The organism is Cupriavidus pauculus (assembly GCF_008693385.1).
Lineage (GTDB): Bacteria > Pseudomonadota > Gammaproteobacteria > Burkholderiales > Burkholderiaceae > Cupriavidus > Cupriavidus pauculus_D.
Genome location: NZ_CP044065.1, coordinates 894193 through 911419, shown reverse-complemented (window position 1 = coordinate 911419; position 17227 = coordinate 894193). Strand labels below are relative to the sequence as shown.

The window sequence follows — 17227 nt, the reverse complement described above, 5'->3', positions numbered from 1 at the left end:
CATCATGGCCGATACCCTTACCGCCAACGCCGATGACAGCGGCGGCCGCGCGCCCGCTCCGGCAGGCGCCCCGCCCGCACCGCCGGTGCCGCTGACCGGCGGCAAGCTGATCGTCGGCACCATCGCGCTGTCGCTGGCCACGTTCATGAACGTGCTGGACTCGTCCATCGCCAACGTCTCGATTCCGGCGATCTCCGGCGACCTCGGCGTGGCGCCCAACCAGGGCACATGGGTCATCACGTCGTTCGCGGTGGCCAACGCCATCTCCGTGCCGCTCACGGGCTGGCTCACCACGCGCTTCGGCGCGGTGCGGCTGTTCGTCACGTCCATCCTGCTGTTCGTGCTGTCGTCGTGGCTGTGCGGCGTGGCGCCGAACCTGGAGACCCTGCTGGCCGCGCGCATTCTGCAGGGCGCGGTCGCGGGTCCGATGATTCCGCTGTCGCAGTCGCTGCTGCTCGCGAGCTATCCGCCGGCCAAGAGTTCGATGGCGCTCGCGCTATGGGGCATGACCACGCTCGTCGCGCCGATCATGGGGCCGCTGCTCGGCGGCTGGATCTCGGACAACATGACGTGGCCGTGGATCTTCTATATCAACATCCCGGTGGGTCTCGGCGCGGCGTATGCCACGTGGGCCATCTATCGCGAGCGCGAAACGCCTACCCGCATCCTGCCGATCGATCGCATCGGGCTTGCGCTGCTCGTCATCTGGGTGGGGTCGATGCAGCTGATGCTCGACAAAGGCAAGGAGCTCGACTGGTTCCACTCCACGTTTATCGTCGCCCTGACGATCACCGCGGTGGTCGGCTTTCTGTTCTTCCTCGTCTGGGAGCTTTACGAGAAGCATCCGATCGTCGATATCCACCTGTTCGGCGGCCGCAATTTCGCGGCGGGCGTGGTGGCGATCTCCGTGGCCTATGGGCTGTTCTTCGGCAACCTCGTGATCCTGCCGCTGTGGCTGCAGACCATCGTCGGCTACACGGCTACGGATGCGGGCATCGTCATGGCGCCCGTGGGCATCTTCGCCATCATCCTGTCGCCGATCATCGGGCGCGTGCTGCCGAAGGTCGACGCCCGCTGGGTCGCGACCGCGGCGTTCATCACGTTCGGCATCGTCAGCTTCATGCGCTCGGGTTTCACGACGGGCGTGGACACGCGCACGCTGATGATTCCCACACTGATCCAGGGCGCTGCGATGGCAATGTTCTTCATCCCGCTGACGTCGATCATCCTCTCGGGCCAGCCACCGGCGAAAATCCCGGCCGCCTCGGGACTCTCGAACTTCGTGCGCATCACGTTCGGCGCCATTGGCGCGTCGATCTCCACGACGATCTGGGAAAACCGCGCGGCGCTCCACCATGCGCAGCTGATCGAGCAGGTCAATCCGTACAACCCGACCTACGTCGCGCAACTCGACCACCTGACGGCCATGGGCATGACCCGCGCGCAGGCCATGGGCGTGATCGAGCGCAACATCTCGCTACAGGCGTCGATGCTGGGCGCCAACGACATCTTCTGGATCTCGGGCGTGCTGTTCTTCGTGCTGATCGTTTTCGTCTGGCTGACGAAGCGGGCCCAGGGCGGCGGCGGCGCCGACGCCGCCGGCGCGCATTAAAGGGGGCGGAGCCCCCTTACAGCTTGACCAGCCGCTCCGGCCGCAACGCCCCCTCGCGCATCCGCGCGACGCCAAGCAGCCGGGCGGGCTGCCCGCCATAGACGCGGGCAAGCTCGTCCTCGGCAAGCGCCACATCCGAAGGCAAATCCCGTCGCGCAATCCGCTGGCCCTGCAGAAACCGCCCCATCGCCGCATCGTCCAGATGCACGGGCGCACAACGCTGCAGCAATGCATCCACGGGCGCGAGCATCGACGGCCGCACGTCATCGCCCATCGCATCGATCTGTTCGAGCGTCACCGCGCCATCGAGCGTGAGGTCCCCCACCGCCGTCCGACGCAGCGCGGTCAGATGCGCGCCACATCCGAGCGCCTCGCCGATGTCCTCGGCCAGCGTCCGGATATACGTCCCCTTGCTGCACGTCACGCGCATGGTGAACCCCGGGGCATCGGCATCGTCGAGCGCCACCGCCAGCACCCCGATCTCGTGGATCGTCACCGTCCGCGCCGCGCGCTCGACGGTTTCCCCCGCCCGCGCGTATTCGTAGAGCGGCTTGCCGTCCTTCTTGAGCGCCGAGTACATCGGCGGCACCTGCGAGATCACACCCGTAAAGCGCGCAACCGCCGCATCGAGCGCGGCCCGGTCCACGCGCACCTCGCGTTGCAGCACCACTTCGCCCTCGGCATCGCCGGTGGTGGTCGTCTGCCCCAGACGCACGACGGCCTCGTAGGTCTTGTCGGCATCGAGCAGATCCTGCGAAAACTTGGTGGCTTCGCCAAAGCACAGCGGCAGCAGGCCCGTCGCCAGCGGATCGAGCGTGCCCGTATGCCCGGCCTTGTTGGCGCGCAGCAGACGCTTGGCACGCACGAGCGCGTCGTTGGAGGATAGCCCCAGCGGCTTGTCGAGCAGCAGCACGCCGTGCACATCACGACGCGGCAGCCGGGGCGGGCGAGGCGGGCCGGCCGGTCGGGTCTCTTGGGAGTCGGTCATCGGAGAGGTGCGTGCCGCGCGGCACGCGCAAATCAGGACGGCAGGCGCAAGGGCCTTACTCGTCGTCCTTCGCGCGCGTGGCGTTCGCTTCGTTGATCAGCTTCGACATCTCGATCGCATGCTCGACCGACGTGTCGTGATGGAAATGCAGCGTGGGAACGGTATGGATATGCAGACGCTTGAACAGCAGCGAATGCAGGTAGCCGGCCTTCTCCCTGAGAATGGCGGCGGCCACTTCGGGCTCGGCGCCCAGTACCGTGAAATAGACCTTGGCGTGCGCGTAATCGGGCGTCAGCGCCACCGACTGGAGCGTGACCAGCCCCAGGCGCGGATCGCGAATCTCGCGCTGGATCATCGCGGCCAGTTCCTTCTGGATCTGGTCGGAGAGCCGGATGTTGCGGGAAGAGATGGTGCCTTTCTTGGCCATCGAAACCTGTAATGTTCTGCGTGTCTAGCTACTACAAAAACACAGTGGCGGGACATGCCCGCCACTGCCTTGCCGCTGTTACAGCGTACGTGCCACCTCGGTGATCTCGTACACCTCCAGCTGGTCGCCTTCCTGAACGTCGTTGAAGTTCTTGATCGACAGACCGCACTCGAAGCCCTGCTTCACCTCGCGGACATCGTCCTTGAAGCGCTTCAGCGAATCGAGCTCGCCGCTGTGGATCACGACGTTGTTGCGCAGCACGCGCACCAGCGAGTTCCGCTTGACCATGCCGTCGGTGACCATACAGCCGGCCACCGCGCCGATCTTCGGCACGCGGAAGACCTGACGGACTTCCACCTGACCGATCGTGGTCTCGCGCTTCTCCGGTGCGAGCATGCCCGACATGGCTGCCTTGATCTCGTCTACCGCATCGTAAATGATGTTGTAGTAACGGATGTCGATGCCATTGTGCTCGGCCAGCTTGCGCGCGCCAGCGTCGGCACGCACGTTGAAGCCGATGATGACCGCCTTCGATGCCGTCGCCAGGTTGACGTCGGACTCGGAGATGCCACCCACGCCACCGTGCACGATCTGCACGCGGACTTCGTCCGTGGACAGCTTCTGCAGCGATTGCACCAGTGCTTCCTGCGAACCCTGCACGTCGGCCTTCACGATCAGCGGCAGCGACTGGACTTCGCCTTCGCTCATCTGCTCCAGCATCGTCTCGAGCTTGGCCGCCTGCTGCTTGGCCAGCTTCACGTCGCGGAACTTGCCCTGACGGAACAGTGCGATTTCACGCGCCTTGCGCTCGTCCGGCAGCACCAGCACTTCCTCGCCCGCGGCGGGCACTTCCGACAGACCCTGGATTTCCACCGGGATCGACGGACCCGCTTCCTTCGCGGGCTTGCTGTTCTCGTCGAGCATCGCGCGGACACGGCCATAAGCACTGCCGGCCAGCACGACGTCGCCGCGCTTGAGCGTGCCGCTCGTCACCAGGATCGTTGCGATCGGACCCTTGCCCTTGTCGAGCTGGGCTTCCACCACGAGACCCTTGGCCGGCGCATCGACCGGTGCCTTCAGTTCCAGCACTTCGGCCTGCAGCAGCACCTGCTCCAGCAGATCGTCGATACCGAAACCGGTCTTTGCGGACACGGGCACGAACGGCGAGTCGCCACCGTACTCTTCCGGCAGCACCTGCTCGGCCACGAGTTCCTGCTTCACGCGGTCCGGGTTCGCCTCGGGCTTGTCGATCTTGTTGATCGCCACCACGATGGGCACGCCGGCCGCCTTCGCGTGGGCGATGGCTTCCTTCGTCTGCGGCATCACGCCGTCGTCGGCGGCCACCACCAGAATCACGATATCGGTTGCCTTCGCACCGCGTGCACGCATGGCCGTGAAGGCCTCGTGACCCGGGGTGTCCAGGAACGTGATCACGCCGCGCTCGGTTTCCACGTGGTAGGCACCGATATGCTGCGTGATACCGCCCGCTTCGCCCGCGGCAACCTTCGTGCGGCGGATGTAGTCGAGCAGCGAGGTCTTGCCGTGGTCAACGTGACCCATCACGGTCACCACCGGCGGACGCGGCAGCAGTTCGGCGTCGGTGTGTTCCTCACCACCGATGTCGAGCAGCGCTTCCGGATCGTCCAGCTTGGCGGCAAACGCCTTGTGGCCCATTTCTTCCACCACGATCATGGCGGTTTCCTGGTCCAGCACCTGGTTGATGGTCACCATCTGGCCGAGCTTCATCATCTGCTTGATGACCTCGGACGCCTTCACCGCCATCTTGTGCGCCAGATCGGCCACGGAAATGGTTTCCGGCACGTGCACTTCACGCACCACCGGTTCGGTCGGCGCCTGGAAGTTGCTGCGCTCGTCGGCATGATGCTTGCCGCCGCGGCCACGCGGACCGCCGCGCCAGCCGCCGACGCCACCCGACGAATCGCCGCGCGTCTTCAGGCCGCTGCCCTTCTTGCGCGAACCTTCGTCCTGCCACGTCGAGGAAGTACCGGCCTTGACGACCTTGCCCTTCTTGTCCGTGGTGGTCGTGGTCGTGGTAGCGCCCGCCGTGGCCGGCGCCTTCTTCTCGTCCTTCTTGACTTCGGTGCCGGGCGCCTTCACAGGCTTGTGCAGCGTACCGGTCTGCTCGGCCTTCTTTTCCTCGGCCTTGCGCTCGGACGGTGCCTTCAGCACACGTGCGGGCGCATTGAGCATTTGCTGGATCGCGCGCGCTTCCGCTTCCGCGGCTTCGCGGCGGCGGCGTGCGGCATCCTGCTGCTCGGCGCGCGCGGTATCCGCGGCAGCCTTCGCATTGTCGGCGGCCTTCTGCGCTTCCACGCGTTCGGCGGCCAGGCGCGTCTTGTCTTCCTCGGCCTTCGTGCGCGCGGCTTCCTCGGCGGCGTCCGCCACGGCACGTGCTGCCGCGGCTTCTTCCTCCGCCTTGGCGGCCAGCAATTCGGCCTGGCGGCGCTGTTCGGCCTCCAGAGCTTCCTGCTTCGCGCGGCGCTCGGCTTCCTCGCGCTCGGCGGCCTCGCGGCGCGCCTTGAGCTCGGCTTCCTGGCGCGCCAGCTGTTCTTCCTGCTGGCGGCGCTCCTCTTCCTCGAGGCGTGCCTGTTCGGCCGCGGATTCCTGCGAATCGCCGCCATCGCCATGCGTATCGGCCGAGGACTCGTCGCGCTTAATCAGGACGCGCTTCTTGCGCACCTCGACCTGCACGGTGCGAGTCTTGCCGGTGGAGTCGGCCTGGCGGATCTCGGACGTCTCACGCTTCGTCAGCGTGATTTTCTTCCGCGCGCTGTCATCGGCCTGACCATGCGACCGCTTGAGGTAGTCGAGCAGCCGGGTCTTGTCCGATTCGGTGATGATGTCTTCAGGCGTCGCCTTGCCCACCCCAGCTGCCTGCAATTGTTCCAGCAGGGCAGCTGCGCTGCGGCTCAGTTCTGCGGCCAGTTGGGCAACTGTTGTGCTTGCCATTCAAACCCTTTCAATACTTGGTTTCTACGTCGGGACAGTTTGTTGCGGAAAGCGCGCGGCCGGAACACGTCCCGGCCGTGTCCCTCAGTTGAACCAATGTTCCCGTGCCTTCATGATCAGCGCGCGGGCATCGTCCTCGCTCACACCGATCATCTCGACCAGCTCGTCGACGGCCAGTTCGGCCAGGTCGTCGCGCGTGTGGATATTGCCTTCGGCCAGTTTGCCGATCAGCTCGGGAGTCAGGCCTTCGAGGGAGCGCAGATCCTGCGACACCTCTTCCACCTTTTCTTCCCGGGCCAGTTCCATCGTCAGCAGCGCATCGCGTGCGCGGTTGCGCAGCTCGTTGACGGTGTCCTCGTCGAACGCTTCGATCTCCATCATTTCATTGATGGGGACGTAAGCGACTTCCTCAAGTGTCGAGAAGCCTTCCTCGATCAGGATGTCCGCCACTTCCTCGTCCACGTCCAGCTTGGCCATGAACAGCTTGCGCACCACTTCGCTTTCCTCGGCCTGCTTCTGCGCCGATTCTTCCTGCGTCATGATGTTGATCTGCCAGCCGGTCAGCTCCGACGCCAGGCGTACGTTCTGACCGCTGCGGCCAATGGCGACGGCGAGGTTTTCCTCGTCCACCACCACGTCCATGCTGTGCTTTTCCTCATCGACCACGATCGACTGGACCTGCGCCGGCGCCAGGGCGCCGATCACGAACTGCGCCGGATCTTCCGACCACAGCACGATGTCCACCGCCTCGCCGCCGATCTCGTTGCGCACCGCCGTCACGCGCGTGCCACGCACGCCCACGCAGGTACCGATCGGATCGATGCGCTTGTCGTGCGCCACGACTGCGATCTTCGCGCGAACGCCCGGATCCCGTGCGGCAGCCTTGATCTCGAGCAGGCCCTGTTCCATCTCGGGCACTTCGTTCTCGAACAGCTTGATCAGGAACTCGGGCGCCGTGCGCGAGAGTTCGATCTGCGGGCCACGCGCGGCGCGGTCCACATTGAGGATATACGCGCGCACACGGTCGCCGGTGCGCAGGTTTTCCTTCGGAATGATCTGGTCACGTGCCAGCAGCGCCTCGACGCGGCCCGACTCGACGATCAGACCCTTCTTGTCGGCACGCTTGACCGTACCGGTCATCACCTTCTCGCCGCGATCGAGGTAGTCGTTCAGGATCTGCTCGCGCTCGGCATCGCGGATGCGCTGCAGGATCACCTGCTTGGCAGCCTGCGCGCCGATACGGCCAAATTCCACGGACTCGATCTGCTCCTCGACGAAATCGTCGAGCTGCGCGTCGGCATTCTGCTCACGGGCTTCGAACAGCAGGATCTGCTTGTCCGGCTCCTGCAGGCCTTGTTCGTCGGGAACGACCAGCCAGCGGCGGAACGTCTCGTGCTCACCCGATTCACGGTCGATCGCGACACGAATATCGACATCTTCCTCGAAACGCTTCTTGGTCGCGGAAGCGAGTGCCGCTTCCAGCGCGCCAAATACCACATCCTTGTCGACGTTCTTTTCACGCGCGAGCGCATCGACGAGCAACAGAACTTCGCGGCTCATTGCTTGTTCCCTTTTCTTTGATTTCCTTTGAAGTCGAACACCGGCACGAGCCGTGCGCGGTCGACATCGGATATGGCGAATTCCAGCAGTGCCGGGCCGTCCTTGCCTTCGAATTCCAGGCCAACCTTCTCGGCCCCGGCCTCACCCGTGGGCTCCCGCAGGATGCCGACGAAATTTTTCTGGCCGTTGACAGGCAGGCGCAGCGTGACGCGCGCTTCGGCACCGGCGAAGCGGACATAGTCGGCCAGCTTCTTCAGCGGCCGGTCCAGCCCCGGCGAGGAGACTTCCAGGCGCTCGTAGTCGATATTTTCGACCGTCAAGACGTGCGTGAGCTGCCGACTGACCTTTTCGCAGTCCTCGATGACGATACCGGTATCCGGCTGATCGATAAAAACACGCAGTAGTCCAGCCGGGGCACGCTCAAGATCCACCAATTCGTAGCCCATGCCGTTCAGGGTGGTTTCGATCAAATCTGCCAGATGCACTGTAATCCCGAGTAAGAACCTTCAAATTTTTGAAGCGGGCGAACCAAAAAAAAATGGGCGCAATGCCCATCATTCGCCCACCCTCACGTGGAGGATGACACTTTGAATAGACTTTGATTATACGCGGATTATGTCCAAAAGGCAAAAGCCTGCTGGACGCCGCGCGCCAGGGGCCGAGGCCCCGGGCGACACGCGACACCCTCGCGGGCGCCGCGTGCGGCAAGCTGCTCAGCGATTGCCGCCATGGCCGCCGCCGCCGTGACCGCCGCGGCCACGCTGACGACGATTGTTGCCGCCCGCGCCACCGCCGGCGCCATTTCCGCCGCCGTTGCCACCGCCGTTACCACCCTTCGCGGCCTTCGGCATCACATTGCCATTCACATCGCCGCCACCGCGGCGCGGCGGCTGCGAGCGGCCGCCACGGCCGCCACCGAGACCGCCACCGGTGCCGCCACCGCCGCCGCCCATGCCACCGCGCATGCCGCCCTGACCGCCGCGCATACCGCCCTGACCGCCGCGCAGGCCACCCTGGCCGCCGCCGAACTTGGTCGTATGCGACGTCAGCGGCGCGGGGCCGGTCGGGATGTAGCCCATCGAGGTCTGCATCGGATCGGGCTGACCGCGGCCGGCGCCACTGCCGCCACGCGGACCGCTCTTCTCGAAGCGCGGCAGGCCATCCATGCCCGTCGGCATCGGCATGCCGGCGATCGCGGCTTCGGTGCGCGCCTTGCGGCCGCTCACCTTGCTGGCGCCCTTCGGCTGCTGCTCGCCCTTGGCAGGCGCCTTCAGGCCGATGCCGGCCATGAGCGTGCGCACGTCCGCGGCTTCCAGCTCCTGCCAGCGGCCGCGCTTGAGGCCGCGCGGCAGCAGGAACTGGCCGTAGCGCGTCCGGATCAGGCGCGACACGGTCAGGCCGACGGCCTCGAACATGCGGCGCACTTCGCGGTTACGGCCTTCGGTCAGCGCCACGTGATACCACTGGTTCACGCCTTCGCCGCCGCCGTCCGCGATACGCAGGAAGTTGGCCTCGCCGTCGTCGAGCTCGATGCCATGCAGCAGGCGCTGGCGATCGGACTCGCCGAGCTCGCCCAGCGTGCGCACCGCGTACTCGCGCTCCACGCCGTAGCGCGGATGCATGAAGCGGTTGGCGATGTCGCCGGACGTCGTGAAGATCAGCAGGCCTTCGGTATTGAAGTCGAGGCGACCCACGGCCACCCACTTGCCGGTCTTGATGCGCGGCAGGCTGTCGAACACGGTCGGACGGCCTTCCGGATCGGACTGGCTGACGATCTCGCCCGCGGGCTTGTGATACAGCAGCACGCGCGGCGGCTTCGTCGAGATCTTGCGATGGATCAGCTTGCCGTTCACGCGCACCTGATCGGTCGGCAGAATGCGCTGGCCGATATGCGCGGGCAGTCCGTTGACGGACACGCGACCCTGCAGGATCAGCTCTTCCATCTCGCGGCGCGAGCCGAGGCCACCCTCGGCGAGCACCTTGTGCAGCTTGGGCGCATCGTCTTCGGCCGAGAGCTCGCGCACGGGCTTGGCCTTGGTGCGCGGCACGACCATGTCTTCCTGGTCGTACTGCTCGGAAATCACGAACTTGAACAGGTCTTCGGCACCGGCCGCGGCCTTGGCGGGCGACTTGACGAGCAGCTCGCTGCCCTGACCGCCCTGAGCACCCTGACCGCCCTTGCCACCGCGGCCCGCGCCGCCGGCGCGCTCGCCCTTGCGGTCGCCGCGTTCGGCACGCTCGCCACGGCCGCCGGCCTTCTGCCCACCCGGATTGCCCTGCTGGTTACCTTGCTGACCGCCCTGGCCGCGGCTACCGCCCTTGCCGCGCTTGCCTTGTGCATTGCCGGCCGCGGGACGCGCCTCGCCATCGACGAGCGCGGCCTTGCGTTGCGGCTGCTGGCGGCGCTTGCGATTGCCGCCGCCGGGCTGGCCCTGCGGCTGTGCCTGCGCGCCACCGTCGCCACCCTCGCCCGCCACGGCCTGATCGCCGTCGGCACCTTCGCCGGCGGCCGCCACCGGGGCCGCGGGCTTGCGCCGGCCGCGGGCACGCGGCTCGCGGGGCGCGGCGGCAGCGGCATCGCTGCCCGCGCCGGACGCATCGCCCTCGCCACCTTCCGCGCGGCCGGGCTCGCGGTCCTGCGCGGACTGGCGGCGGGACGCCACCAGATTGCGCAGGCCACGGCGCAGTCCCTTGCGGCGCGGCGCGCCGTCCGTGCCGGATGCGTCGGGCGCACCGGCATCGTCCGGCTGGCGGACGTCTTGATCAACGGAATCAGACAAAATATTCACTATCGGATGTTGCATGTTGTTCAGTTGGACACGCGCTCATCGTCCTCGGCCGGATGCGGCGTGCTGCCGTCCGGCGACGCCGGGGATGCCTCCCCGGCGGACGCGTCGATGTCCTCGTGGATGCCGTGGGCCTGTTCCACAGGCGCCTCGTCATCCGGACCGTTTTGAAGCGTGGGCGCGGGCTCGGGTTCCGCGCCGGTTTCCTCCGCGATATCCGCTTCGGGTTGCGCCTCTGCCTGGGCTTCGGGTTGCGCTTCGGCGTGCTCGGGTTGCGATTCAGCGACCGATTCGGCGCCCGTCTCGGCGTCCGTCTCGGCGCTCGTCTCGGCGACCGATTCAGCAACCGTCTCGGCGTTCGTCTCTTCGGGCGCGGCTTCCGCGAAGGCTTCCTCGTCGCCGCTCGCGCTCACCTGCGGGTTGGCCGTGGCCACCTCTTCGAAATCGATCGCCTGCTGGTCCAGCAGCGCGGCCTGCACCTGCGCCTGGGCATCTTCCAGCGGCGGCAGCTCATCGAGCGTGCGCAGGCCCAGATCGTCGAGGAACGCCTTGGTCGTCGCATATAACGCGGGACGGCCCGGCACGTCACGATGCCCGATGACCTCGATCCAGCTCCGGTCCTCGAGCTTCTTGATCACTTCGGTGCTCACGGTCACACCGCGAATTTCCTCGATGTCGCCACGCGTCACGGGCTGCCGGTACGCGATGATCGCCAGCGTTTCCATCACTGCGCGCGAATACTTGGGCGGCTTCTCCGGATTCAGGCGATCGAGGTACTCGCGCATTTCCGGCCGGCTCTGGAATCGCCAGCCGCTTGCGAGCGCAACCAGTTCCACGCCGCGCTGCAGCCAGTCCTGGCGTAGCTCTTCGAGCAGCACGCGGATGGTGTCGGCACCGACATCGTCGGCAAACAGCTTGCGCAGATCGTTCACGCGCAGCGGCTCCTGCGCGCAGATCAGCGCGGTCTCGAGGACGATCTTCGCCTCTTGGGTATTCATGTGATTGCGTGCAGCCTGTATTGCACCTGCTTCCGGACAAAGTCCCGAAAGCACGGGAGATTTCGGATACAGCGGCCGATTACCACCGCCATCTCGTCGCGCAGCCAACTCGCATGCGTGTCGCACTCAAGCCGTGCACTTCGTTTTGATGCATCGATTTGCCGGTCATTCCGGCAGAAGATTGTCCGGCGTCCGGCGTGGCCGACCGATGGACCTCTTGCGTCGCGCCTTCTCCCTCAGGGGCGGACGTCGTCGCCGCGAACCGCTCGCTGCAACGGCAAGATCAACGGATATCGGGCCCGGGCAGGAAAGCGCCCCGGGGCCGGCATCGCCACTCCACGGCGCGGCCCGGTCTTTTGAACCAGATCTTTTGAACCAGAAATACCGTGGGGGTGGATCTGTCACGCCTGAGCATGGGATCCGTCGATATCCCCCCTGATGGGGGGCATCACACTGACGATGCCGCGGACGCCACAAAGACTACGTGCGCGATACCGTGGTTCCGGCGATTGTATGGCATATCCGGGGGCGCCTGCAACCCGCCCCCTCCCGACTCCCTTCCCGCCCCCCTCCGGCTCCCTTCCTCCGCCCCGCGCTCAGAGCACGAGACAGAAGCCGTGCCGGGCCAGCATTTCCGGCAGCAGGGCCGCACGCGCGATGCCAGCCACGCCAAAGCCCGCCACCGCCAGCCCGGCCAGCGTCCGCACCGCAGGGCGCCTCGCCTGGCGCCGCAGCCAGCCCGAGAAGCCGGACAGCGCGAGCAGATTCGGCAGCGTGCCGAGACCGAACGCGCCCATCACCAGCGCACCCGAGGCGGCGTTGCCCGCCAGCAACGCGAGCCCGAGCGCGCCGTAGACCATGCCGCACGGGACGAGCCCCCATGCGAGACCGGTGACGTAGCGTCGCGGCACCGGACCCAGGCGCCCCCACATCGCATGCACGCGCGCACCTGTCGCGCCCATTGCGCCCGTTGTGTGCATTGCGCCGGCCACGCGCGCCATCACCCGTTCGAGCCATGCCATGCGCACCGCGCCGCCCCGCATCAGCCAGACGCCCGCGACGATCAGCATCGCACTGCCGAGCGCGAACAGCGAGCGCTGCAGCGGCAGCACGTCATGCATCCACGCCAGCGCGCCAATCGCCCCCATCGCGGCGCCGAGCATCATGTATGTCGACACACGGCCCGCATGCATCGCGAGCGTGTCGCGCCACCACGCGCGCCGCCATGCATGCATGCGTTGCCGCGCGATAAGCGGCACCGGCGAACCCGCAGCCTTTGCTTCTGGCGAAACGGCGATCGCAATGCCACCGCACATTGCCGCGCAATGAATGCCACCCAATAACGCTAATAGGAAGACACTGAAAAGTACCTCAAATATCAACTGTTCCTCGCTTTCGTCTAGGCGCGCACGCTAGAATGCATTCATCGTGCCCCCGCGAGCGCGCTTCACCGACAGGTCTCAATTGCTCACGCCCATCCCGATCACCGAGATGTCCCCCCGTTGCTCCACGTGTGCGATGGGCCAACTGTGCCTGCCCGTCGGCATGAACAAGCAGGACCTCGAGAAGATCGATACGCTCGTGCAGGAACGCTACCGCGTGCACAAGGGCGAGACGCTCTATCGCATGGGAGATCCGCTGACCGCCGTCTACGCGGTGCGCTTCGGCACGCTGAAGACGCATGTCACGATGGAAGACGGGCGCTCGCAGATCACGGGCTTCCATCTGCCCGGCGAGATCGTGGGCCTCGATGGCCTCAGCGAGATGCAGCACGCGTCCGATGCTTCGGCGCTCGAGGACACCGAAGTCTGCGTGGTCCGCTTCAACGACCTCACCGCACTCTCCAGCGAACTGCCTTCTCTGCAACAGCAGTTCCTGCGCCTGATGAGCCGGGAGATCTCGCAGGACCAGCTCATGTTGATGACGCTCGGTTCGATGCGCGCGGAAGAGCGACTGGCCGCGTTCCTGATCAACCTTTCCACACGCCTGTCCGCGCGCGGCTACTCGTCTACCGAGTTCGTGCTCCGCATGAGCCGCGAGGAAATCGGCAGCTACCTCGGGCTCAAGCTCGAGACGGTCAGCCGCCTGTTCTCGCGCTTCGCCGAGGCCGGACTCATCCAGATTCGTCAGCGCCATGTCAAGCTCGTTGACGTCGATGGTCTCAGGCAGATCTACAGCCGCAGCTGCTGACGGCATCGTCGCTCACTCCGCATTCATTCCAGTTCGTCGGTCTCTGCAAGCGGTGCGGGCAGCGTGTAGAGCGTGAGTCCGCTCGACACCGCGCACAGCATCCACGCCGACAGGAAACCCACCGTGTACACGGCCTCGCGCGATGCCTCGAGCGGATGGCCGAACAGCATGAGGTCGCTGGGATCGACGAGCGAGAACACCGCCGCCGTCGCCACGCCAGCCACCAGGAATGCGGGCCACAACACCCACATCAGCCAGCGCCAACGTGTGTGTCCGTTCATGGATGCCTCGCTTCGGGCACGGCCTTGACCACCAGGCCGCGATGCTCGGCGTCGGCGACGGGCCGGTCCGCATGCTGCGCGGCGAGCCAGATCGTCACGCCGCAGCCGATCATGGCCAGCAGCGGGCCGCTCATCAGCAGCCACGGCCACGGTTCCTTCCACCACGGTCTACCTTGTTGCGTCTGCATGTGAACTCCCTGTTCCCTAGAGATTGCGCGGCACGATAAAGCTCGTGGCCTGACGGACATCGGCCACCTGATGACCGCCCTGCTCCGCCGTTACCGCGATATCGATCTTGTGCGTGCCCGGCCGCGCGGCCTCGATAGGCACGCGGATGCGGACCGGCACGAGCCGGTTCGATGCCGGCGCCAGCGCCTCCGCCGTGGGGTCGTATTCGATGCTGATACCGGCCAGGTCGTGGCCGTTGGCCTGCACGCGCACCTGCATGGGCGCTTCGGTCGTATTGATCAGCTGCAGCCGGTAGACGTTCTCGATCCACCGGCCCTCGACTTCGCGGCTCAATGCGCCGCGGTCGCGCAGCACGTCGACCTTGAGCGGCGCGCGCAGCGCGATCGATACCGCCAGTCCCGCGACGAGCGCGAGCCAGACGGTCGAGTAGATCAGCACGCGCGGCCGCAGCAGCCGGCGGCGCGCGGCCTCCGGCGACAGGCTCTGCCGCATTGCGTTCTCGGATGTATAGCGAATCAGCCCGCGCGGATAGGCCATCTTGTCCATGACCTGATTGCAGGCATCGATGCAGGCGCCGCAGCCGATGCACTCATACTGCAGGCCGTCGCGAATATCGATACCGGTCGGGCAGACCTGCACGCAGATGCTGCAGTTCACGCAATCGCCGAGGCCCGCGGCACGGTAATCGGCCTTGCGGCCGCGGCTGCCGCGCGGCTCGCCGCGGCCGACGTCATAGGTCACCACGAACGTGTCGCGATCGACCATCACGCTCTGGAAACGCGCGTACGGGCACATGTACTTGCACACCTGCTCGCGCATGAATCCCGCGTTGCCCCACGTCGCGAACGCATAGAACAGCATCCAGAACGTCTGCCACGGCCCGAGCCCGGCGCTGGCGACCTGGCCGCCCAGCGCGCGAATGGGTGTGAAAAAACCGACAAACGTGAAGCCCGTCCACAGCGCGATAACGATCCACAACGCGTGTTTGGTGGCCTTGAGCCGCAGCTTGCGCAGCGACCACGGATCGCCGTCGAGCCGGATACGCGCGAAACGGTCGCCTTCTATCCGGCGCTCGATCCACAGGAAGATCTCCGTGTAGACCGTCTGCGGACACGCGTAGCCGCAGAACAGGCGCCCTGCGATCGCGGTGAACAGGAACAGCGCGAGCGCCGAGATCACGAGCAGCACCGACAGGTAGATCACGTCCTGCGGCCACAGCACGAGCCCGAAGATATAGAACTTGCGCGCGCCCAGATCGAACAGCACCGCCTGCCGGCCATTCCACTGCAGCCATGGCGTGCCATAGAAGATCAGCTGCGTGAGAATCACGAGCCAGACACGCCAGCGGTCGAAGGCGCCGGTGACCGAGCGCGGATAGATCTTGCGCCGCACCTCGTAGAGTGCCTCGTCGGAACTCTCCGCACCGGGCATCGACATCGGCCGCCAGCTGTTGTCATTCATCGCGACGCCCCATCCGTATTGGACAGGCTCCAGACATAGGCGGTCAGCATCTGGATGCGCTCGGGCGTCAGAATTTCCTCATGCGCGGGCATATGGCCGTCGTGACCCTTGAGAATCGCCTCGACGATCGTGCCCTCCGAGCTGCCATAGAGCCAGACGTTGTCCGAGAGATTCGGCGCGCCGAGGGCCTGATTGCCCTTGCCCGAACTTCCGTGGCAGGCCGCACAGGTGGTCTTGAACGTGCCTTCGCCGCGCGATGCGCGAATCGGGTCGTAGGCGAGTCCCGACAGCGATCGCACATACTGGGCGACGTCGCCGGCGAGCTTGCCATCGACAGCGGCAGCGAACGACGGCATCTTGCCGTTGCGGCCCTTCGTGATGGTCTGGCGGATGGTATCGGGATCGCCGCCATACAGCCAGTCGGTATCGGTCAGGTTCGGAAAGCCGCGGCTGCCCCGCGCATCGGAGCCATGACACTGCGCGCAGTAATTGAGAAACAGCCGCTGGCCGATCTCGTGCGCCTCGGGATCGGCGGCCACCGCCTTGACGTCCATCTGCATGTACTTTGCGTAGATCGCATGCTGCGTCGCCTCGGCCGCCTGCCGCTGCGCCGCGAGTTCGCCCTGCGTCGAGAAGCCGAGCACGCCCCGGTACGCGCCGAGCCCGGGGTACAGCACGAGGTAGGCGAGCGCGAACACGCACGACAGCAGGAACATCCACATCCACCAGCGCGGCAGCGGGTTGTTCAGTTCGCGCAGGTCGCCGTCCCAGACATGACCCGTATCGGCGGCGGCGCCGGTCTGCTGCGCGGCGATACGGCGTTGCGACAGCAGCAGCCACGCACACCACACGATACCGACCAGTGCGATGGCGGCGATGTAATAGCTCCAGAATCCGGAAGTGAAATCGCTCATGATCGAAGCTCCCCGTCGGGAGACGTTGTGGGGCGCGTTGTCGTTTCGTCCGGCAGCGCGAAAGGCAGCAGCGCGGACTCGAGATTGGCGGCCTGCCGGTGCGCGGACCACGCCCACCAGCAGATGCCGAGGAAGACCACCATGGAGATGACGGTGGCGATCGCGGTCAGCATGGCCATGGCCTTACTCCTTGGCCGGCGCACCGTCGATGCGCACGTTGCGGCGATTGATGCCGAGGCCCTGCAGATACGCGACCATCGCGTCCTCCTCGGTCTTGCCCGCGAGCGCCTCGGGCGCGTGCGCGATCTCGTCCTCGGTGTAAGGCACCCCTAATCGTTTGAGCGCGTGCATGCGCGCCTGGACGCTGTCGGTGGCGAGCGGCGTCTTCTCGAGCCACGGATATGACGGCATGACCGATTCGGGCACCACGTCGCGCGGATTGCGCAGGTGCACGCGCTGCCAGTCGTCCGAGTAGCGGCCGCCGACGCGCGCGAGGTCCGGACCGGTTCGCTTGGAGCCCCACAGGAACGGATGGTCGAACACCGATTCGCCGGCCGTCGAGAAGTGGCCGTAGCGTTCGGTCTCCGCCTGCAGCGTGCGCACCTGCTGCGAGTGGCAGCCCACACAGCCTTCGCGGATATAGATATCGCGGCCCATCAGGCGCAATGGCGAGTACGGCGTGATGCCGGGGTCGGGCTGCGTCGTCGAATGCTGGAAGAACAGCGGCACGATTTGCACGAGACCGGCGATGCTGACCACGATGATCGTGGCCACGATCAGCCAGCCGACGTTCTTCTCGAGGGTTTCGTGGGACCAGAACTTCTGTTGTTGTGCTGACATCTTCGACATCC

16 protein-coding genes are annotated in these 17227 nt (G+C 66.1%); 2 read left to right on the top strand and 14 right to left on the bottom strand.

The features are described from left to right. Positions 1-4 precede the first annotated feature (4 nt). Complete coding sequence (locus FOB72_RS04240) at positions 5-1612, top strand: DHA2 family efflux MFS transporter permease subunit (RefSeq protein WP_150371378.1); 1608 nt, start codon at positions 5-7, stop codon at positions 1610-1612. A 16-nt stretch (positions 1613-1628) separates the two neighbouring features. On the opposite strand, the gene truB is transcribed toward FOB72_RS04240, so the two are convergent. From truB to FOB72_RS04200, 8 genes are all read right to left on the bottom strand, one after another. Next, positions 1629-2600 (bottom strand): tRNA pseudouridine(55) synthase TruB, encoded by a 972-nt coding sequence (gene truB, locus FOB72_RS04235; RefSeq protein WP_150371377.1) that lies wholly within the window; start codon positions 2598-2600, stop codon positions 1629-1631. Positions 2601-2655: 55 nt separating this feature from the next. Then, the gene (rbfA, locus tag FOB72_RS04230; protein ID WP_150371376.1) at positions 2656-3027 is read right to left on the bottom strand and encodes a 30S ribosome-binding factor RbfA; all 372 of its coding nucleotides are present in this window, start codon (positions 3025-3027) and stop codon (positions 2656-2658) included. 78 nt (positions 3028-3105) lie between these two features. Next, complete coding sequence (gene infB / locus FOB72_RS04225) at positions 3106-5997, bottom strand: translation initiation factor IF-2 (protein WP_150371375.1); 2892 nt, start codon at positions 5995-5997, stop codon at positions 3106-3108. A gap of 84 nt (positions 5998-6081) precedes the next feature. Further along, positions 6082-7557: a transcription termination factor NusA gene (nusA, locus tag FOB72_RS04220; protein ID WP_150371374.1), complete on the bottom strand. Its 1476-nt coding sequence runs from the start codon at positions 7555-7557 to the stop codon at positions 6082-6084. Beyond that, the gene (gene rimP, locus FOB72_RS04215) at positions 7554-8042 is read right to left on the bottom strand and encodes a ribosome maturation factor RimP (RefSeq protein ID WP_150371373.1); all 489 of its coding nucleotides are present in this window, start codon (positions 8040-8042) and stop codon (positions 7554-7556) included. Before rimP ends, nusA begins: the two co-directional genes overlap by 4 nt. Before the next feature lie 228 nt (positions 8043-8270). Continuing rightward, positions 8271-10361: a 23S rRNA pseudouridine(2605) synthase RluB gene (gene rluB / locus FOB72_RS04210; RefSeq protein WP_150371372.1), complete on the bottom strand. Its 2091-nt coding sequence runs from the start codon at positions 10359-10361 to the stop codon at positions 8271-8273. Between the two features lie 5 nt (positions 10362-10366). Then, positions 10367-11341, bottom strand: a complete 975-nt coding sequence (scpB, locus tag FOB72_RS04205) for an SMC-Scp complex subunit ScpB (RefSeq protein ID WP_150371371.1) — start codon at positions 11339-11341, stop codon at positions 10367-10369. Positions 11342-11937: 596 nt separating this feature from the next. Next, positions 11938-12723, bottom strand: a complete 786-nt coding sequence (locus FOB72_RS04200; protein WP_150371370.1) for a sulfite exporter TauE/SafE family protein — start codon at positions 12721-12723, stop codon at positions 11938-11940. 82 nt (positions 12724-12805) lie between these two features. On the opposite strand from FOB72_RS04200, the gene fnr reads away from it, so the two are divergent. After that, positions 12806-13531 (top strand): fumarate/nitrate reduction transcriptional regulator Fnr, encoded by a 726-nt coding sequence (gene fnr / locus FOB72_RS04195; RefSeq protein WP_150371369.1) that lies wholly within the window; start codon positions 12806-12808, stop codon positions 13529-13531. 23 nt (positions 13532-13554) lie between these two features. Here fnr and FOB72_RS04190 read toward each other — a convergent pair whose 3' ends face one another. The 6 genes from FOB72_RS04190 to ccoO are packed head-to-tail and all read right to left on the bottom strand — an operon-like array spanning position 13555 to position 17216. After that, positions 13555-13812, bottom strand: a complete 258-nt coding sequence (locus tag FOB72_RS04190; RefSeq protein ID WP_150371368.1) for a hypothetical protein — start codon at positions 13810-13812, stop codon at positions 13555-13557. Further along, on the bottom strand, positions 13809-14000 hold the full coding sequence (locus tag FOB72_RS04185) for a hypothetical protein (RefSeq protein WP_150371367.1): 192 nt from the start codon (positions 13998-14000) through the stop codon (positions 13809-13811). Before FOB72_RS04185 ends, FOB72_RS04190 begins: the two co-directional genes overlap by 4 nt. 16 nt (positions 14001-14016) lie before the next feature. Continuing rightward, positions 14017-15462, bottom strand: coding sequence for a cytochrome c oxidase accessory protein CcoG (ccoG, locus tag FOB72_RS04180; protein WP_150371366.1), 1446 nt, complete (start codon positions 15460-15462; stop codon positions 14017-14019). After that, on the bottom strand, positions 15459-16376 hold the full coding sequence (gene ccoP / locus FOB72_RS04175; protein WP_150371365.1) for a cytochrome-c oxidase, cbb3-type subunit III: 918 nt from the start codon (positions 16374-16376) through the stop codon (positions 15459-15461). Before ccoP ends, ccoG begins: the two co-directional genes overlap by 4 nt. Then, complete coding sequence (locus FOB72_RS04170; RefSeq protein WP_150371364.1) at positions 16373-16555, bottom strand: cbb3-type cytochrome oxidase subunit 3; 183 nt, start codon at positions 16553-16555, stop codon at positions 16373-16375. Before FOB72_RS04170 ends, ccoP begins: the two co-directional genes overlap by 4 nt. A gap of 4 nt (positions 16556-16559) precedes the next feature. Further along, positions 16560-17216 carry a cytochrome-c oxidase, cbb3-type subunit II gene (gene ccoO, locus FOB72_RS04165; protein WP_150371363.1) on the bottom strand — a complete coding sequence of 219 codons (657 nt, stop codon included), beginning with the start codon at positions 17214-17216 and terminating at the stop codon, positions 16560-16562. Between the last annotated feature and the right edge of the window lie 11 nt (positions 17217-17227).

Bases quoted from the DNA above. Each gene is read 5' to 3' on its own strand.
- rluB (WP_150371372.1), bottom strand. From the start codon at position 10,361: ATGCAACATCCGATAGTGAATATTTTGTCTGATTCCGTTGATCAAGAC.
- rbfA (WP_150371376.1), bottom strand. From the start codon at position 3,027: ATGGCCAAGAAAGGCACCATCTCTTCCCGCAACATCCGGCTCTCCGAC.
- FOB72_RS04170 (WP_150371364.1), bottom strand. From the start codon at position 16,555: ATGGCCATGCTGACCGCGATCGCCACCGTCATCTCCATGGTGGTCTTC.
- nusA (WP_150371374.1), bottom strand. From the start codon at position 7,557: ATGAGCCGCGAAGTTCTGTTGCTCGTCGATGCGCTCGCGCGTGAAAAG.
- ccoP (WP_150371365.1), bottom strand. From the start codon at position 16,376: ATGAGCGATTTCACTTCCGGATTCTGGAGCTATTACATCGCCGCCATC.
- FOB72_RS04185 (WP_150371367.1), bottom strand. From the start codon at position 14,000: ATGCAGACGCAACAAGGTAGACCGTGGTGGAAGGAACCGTGGCCGTGG.
- FOB72_RS04240 (WP_150371378.1), top strand. From the start codon at position 5: ATGGCCGATACCCTTACCGCCAACGCCGATGACAGCGGCGGCCGCGCG.
- infB (WP_150371375.1), bottom strand. From the start codon at position 5,997: ATGGCAAGCACAACAGTTGCCCAACTGGCCGCAGAACTGAGCCGCAGC.
- ccoO (WP_150371363.1), bottom strand. From the start codon at position 17,216: ATGTCAGCACAACAACAGAAGTTCTGGTCCCACGAAACCCTCGAGAAG.
- scpB (WP_150371371.1), bottom strand. From the start codon at position 11,341: ATGAATACCCAAGAGGCGAAGATCGTCCTCGAGACCGCGCTGATCTGC.
- ccoG (WP_150371366.1), bottom strand. From the start codon at position 15,462: ATGAATGACAACAGCTGGCGGCCGATGTCGATGCCCGGTGCGGAGAGT.
- truB (WP_150371377.1), bottom strand. From the start codon at position 2,600: ATGACCGACTCCCAAGAGACCCGACCGGCCGGCCCGCCTCGCCCGCCC.
- FOB72_RS04190 (WP_150371368.1), bottom strand. From the start codon at position 13,812: ATGAACGGACACACACGTTGGCGCTGGCTGATGTGGGTGTTGTGGCCC.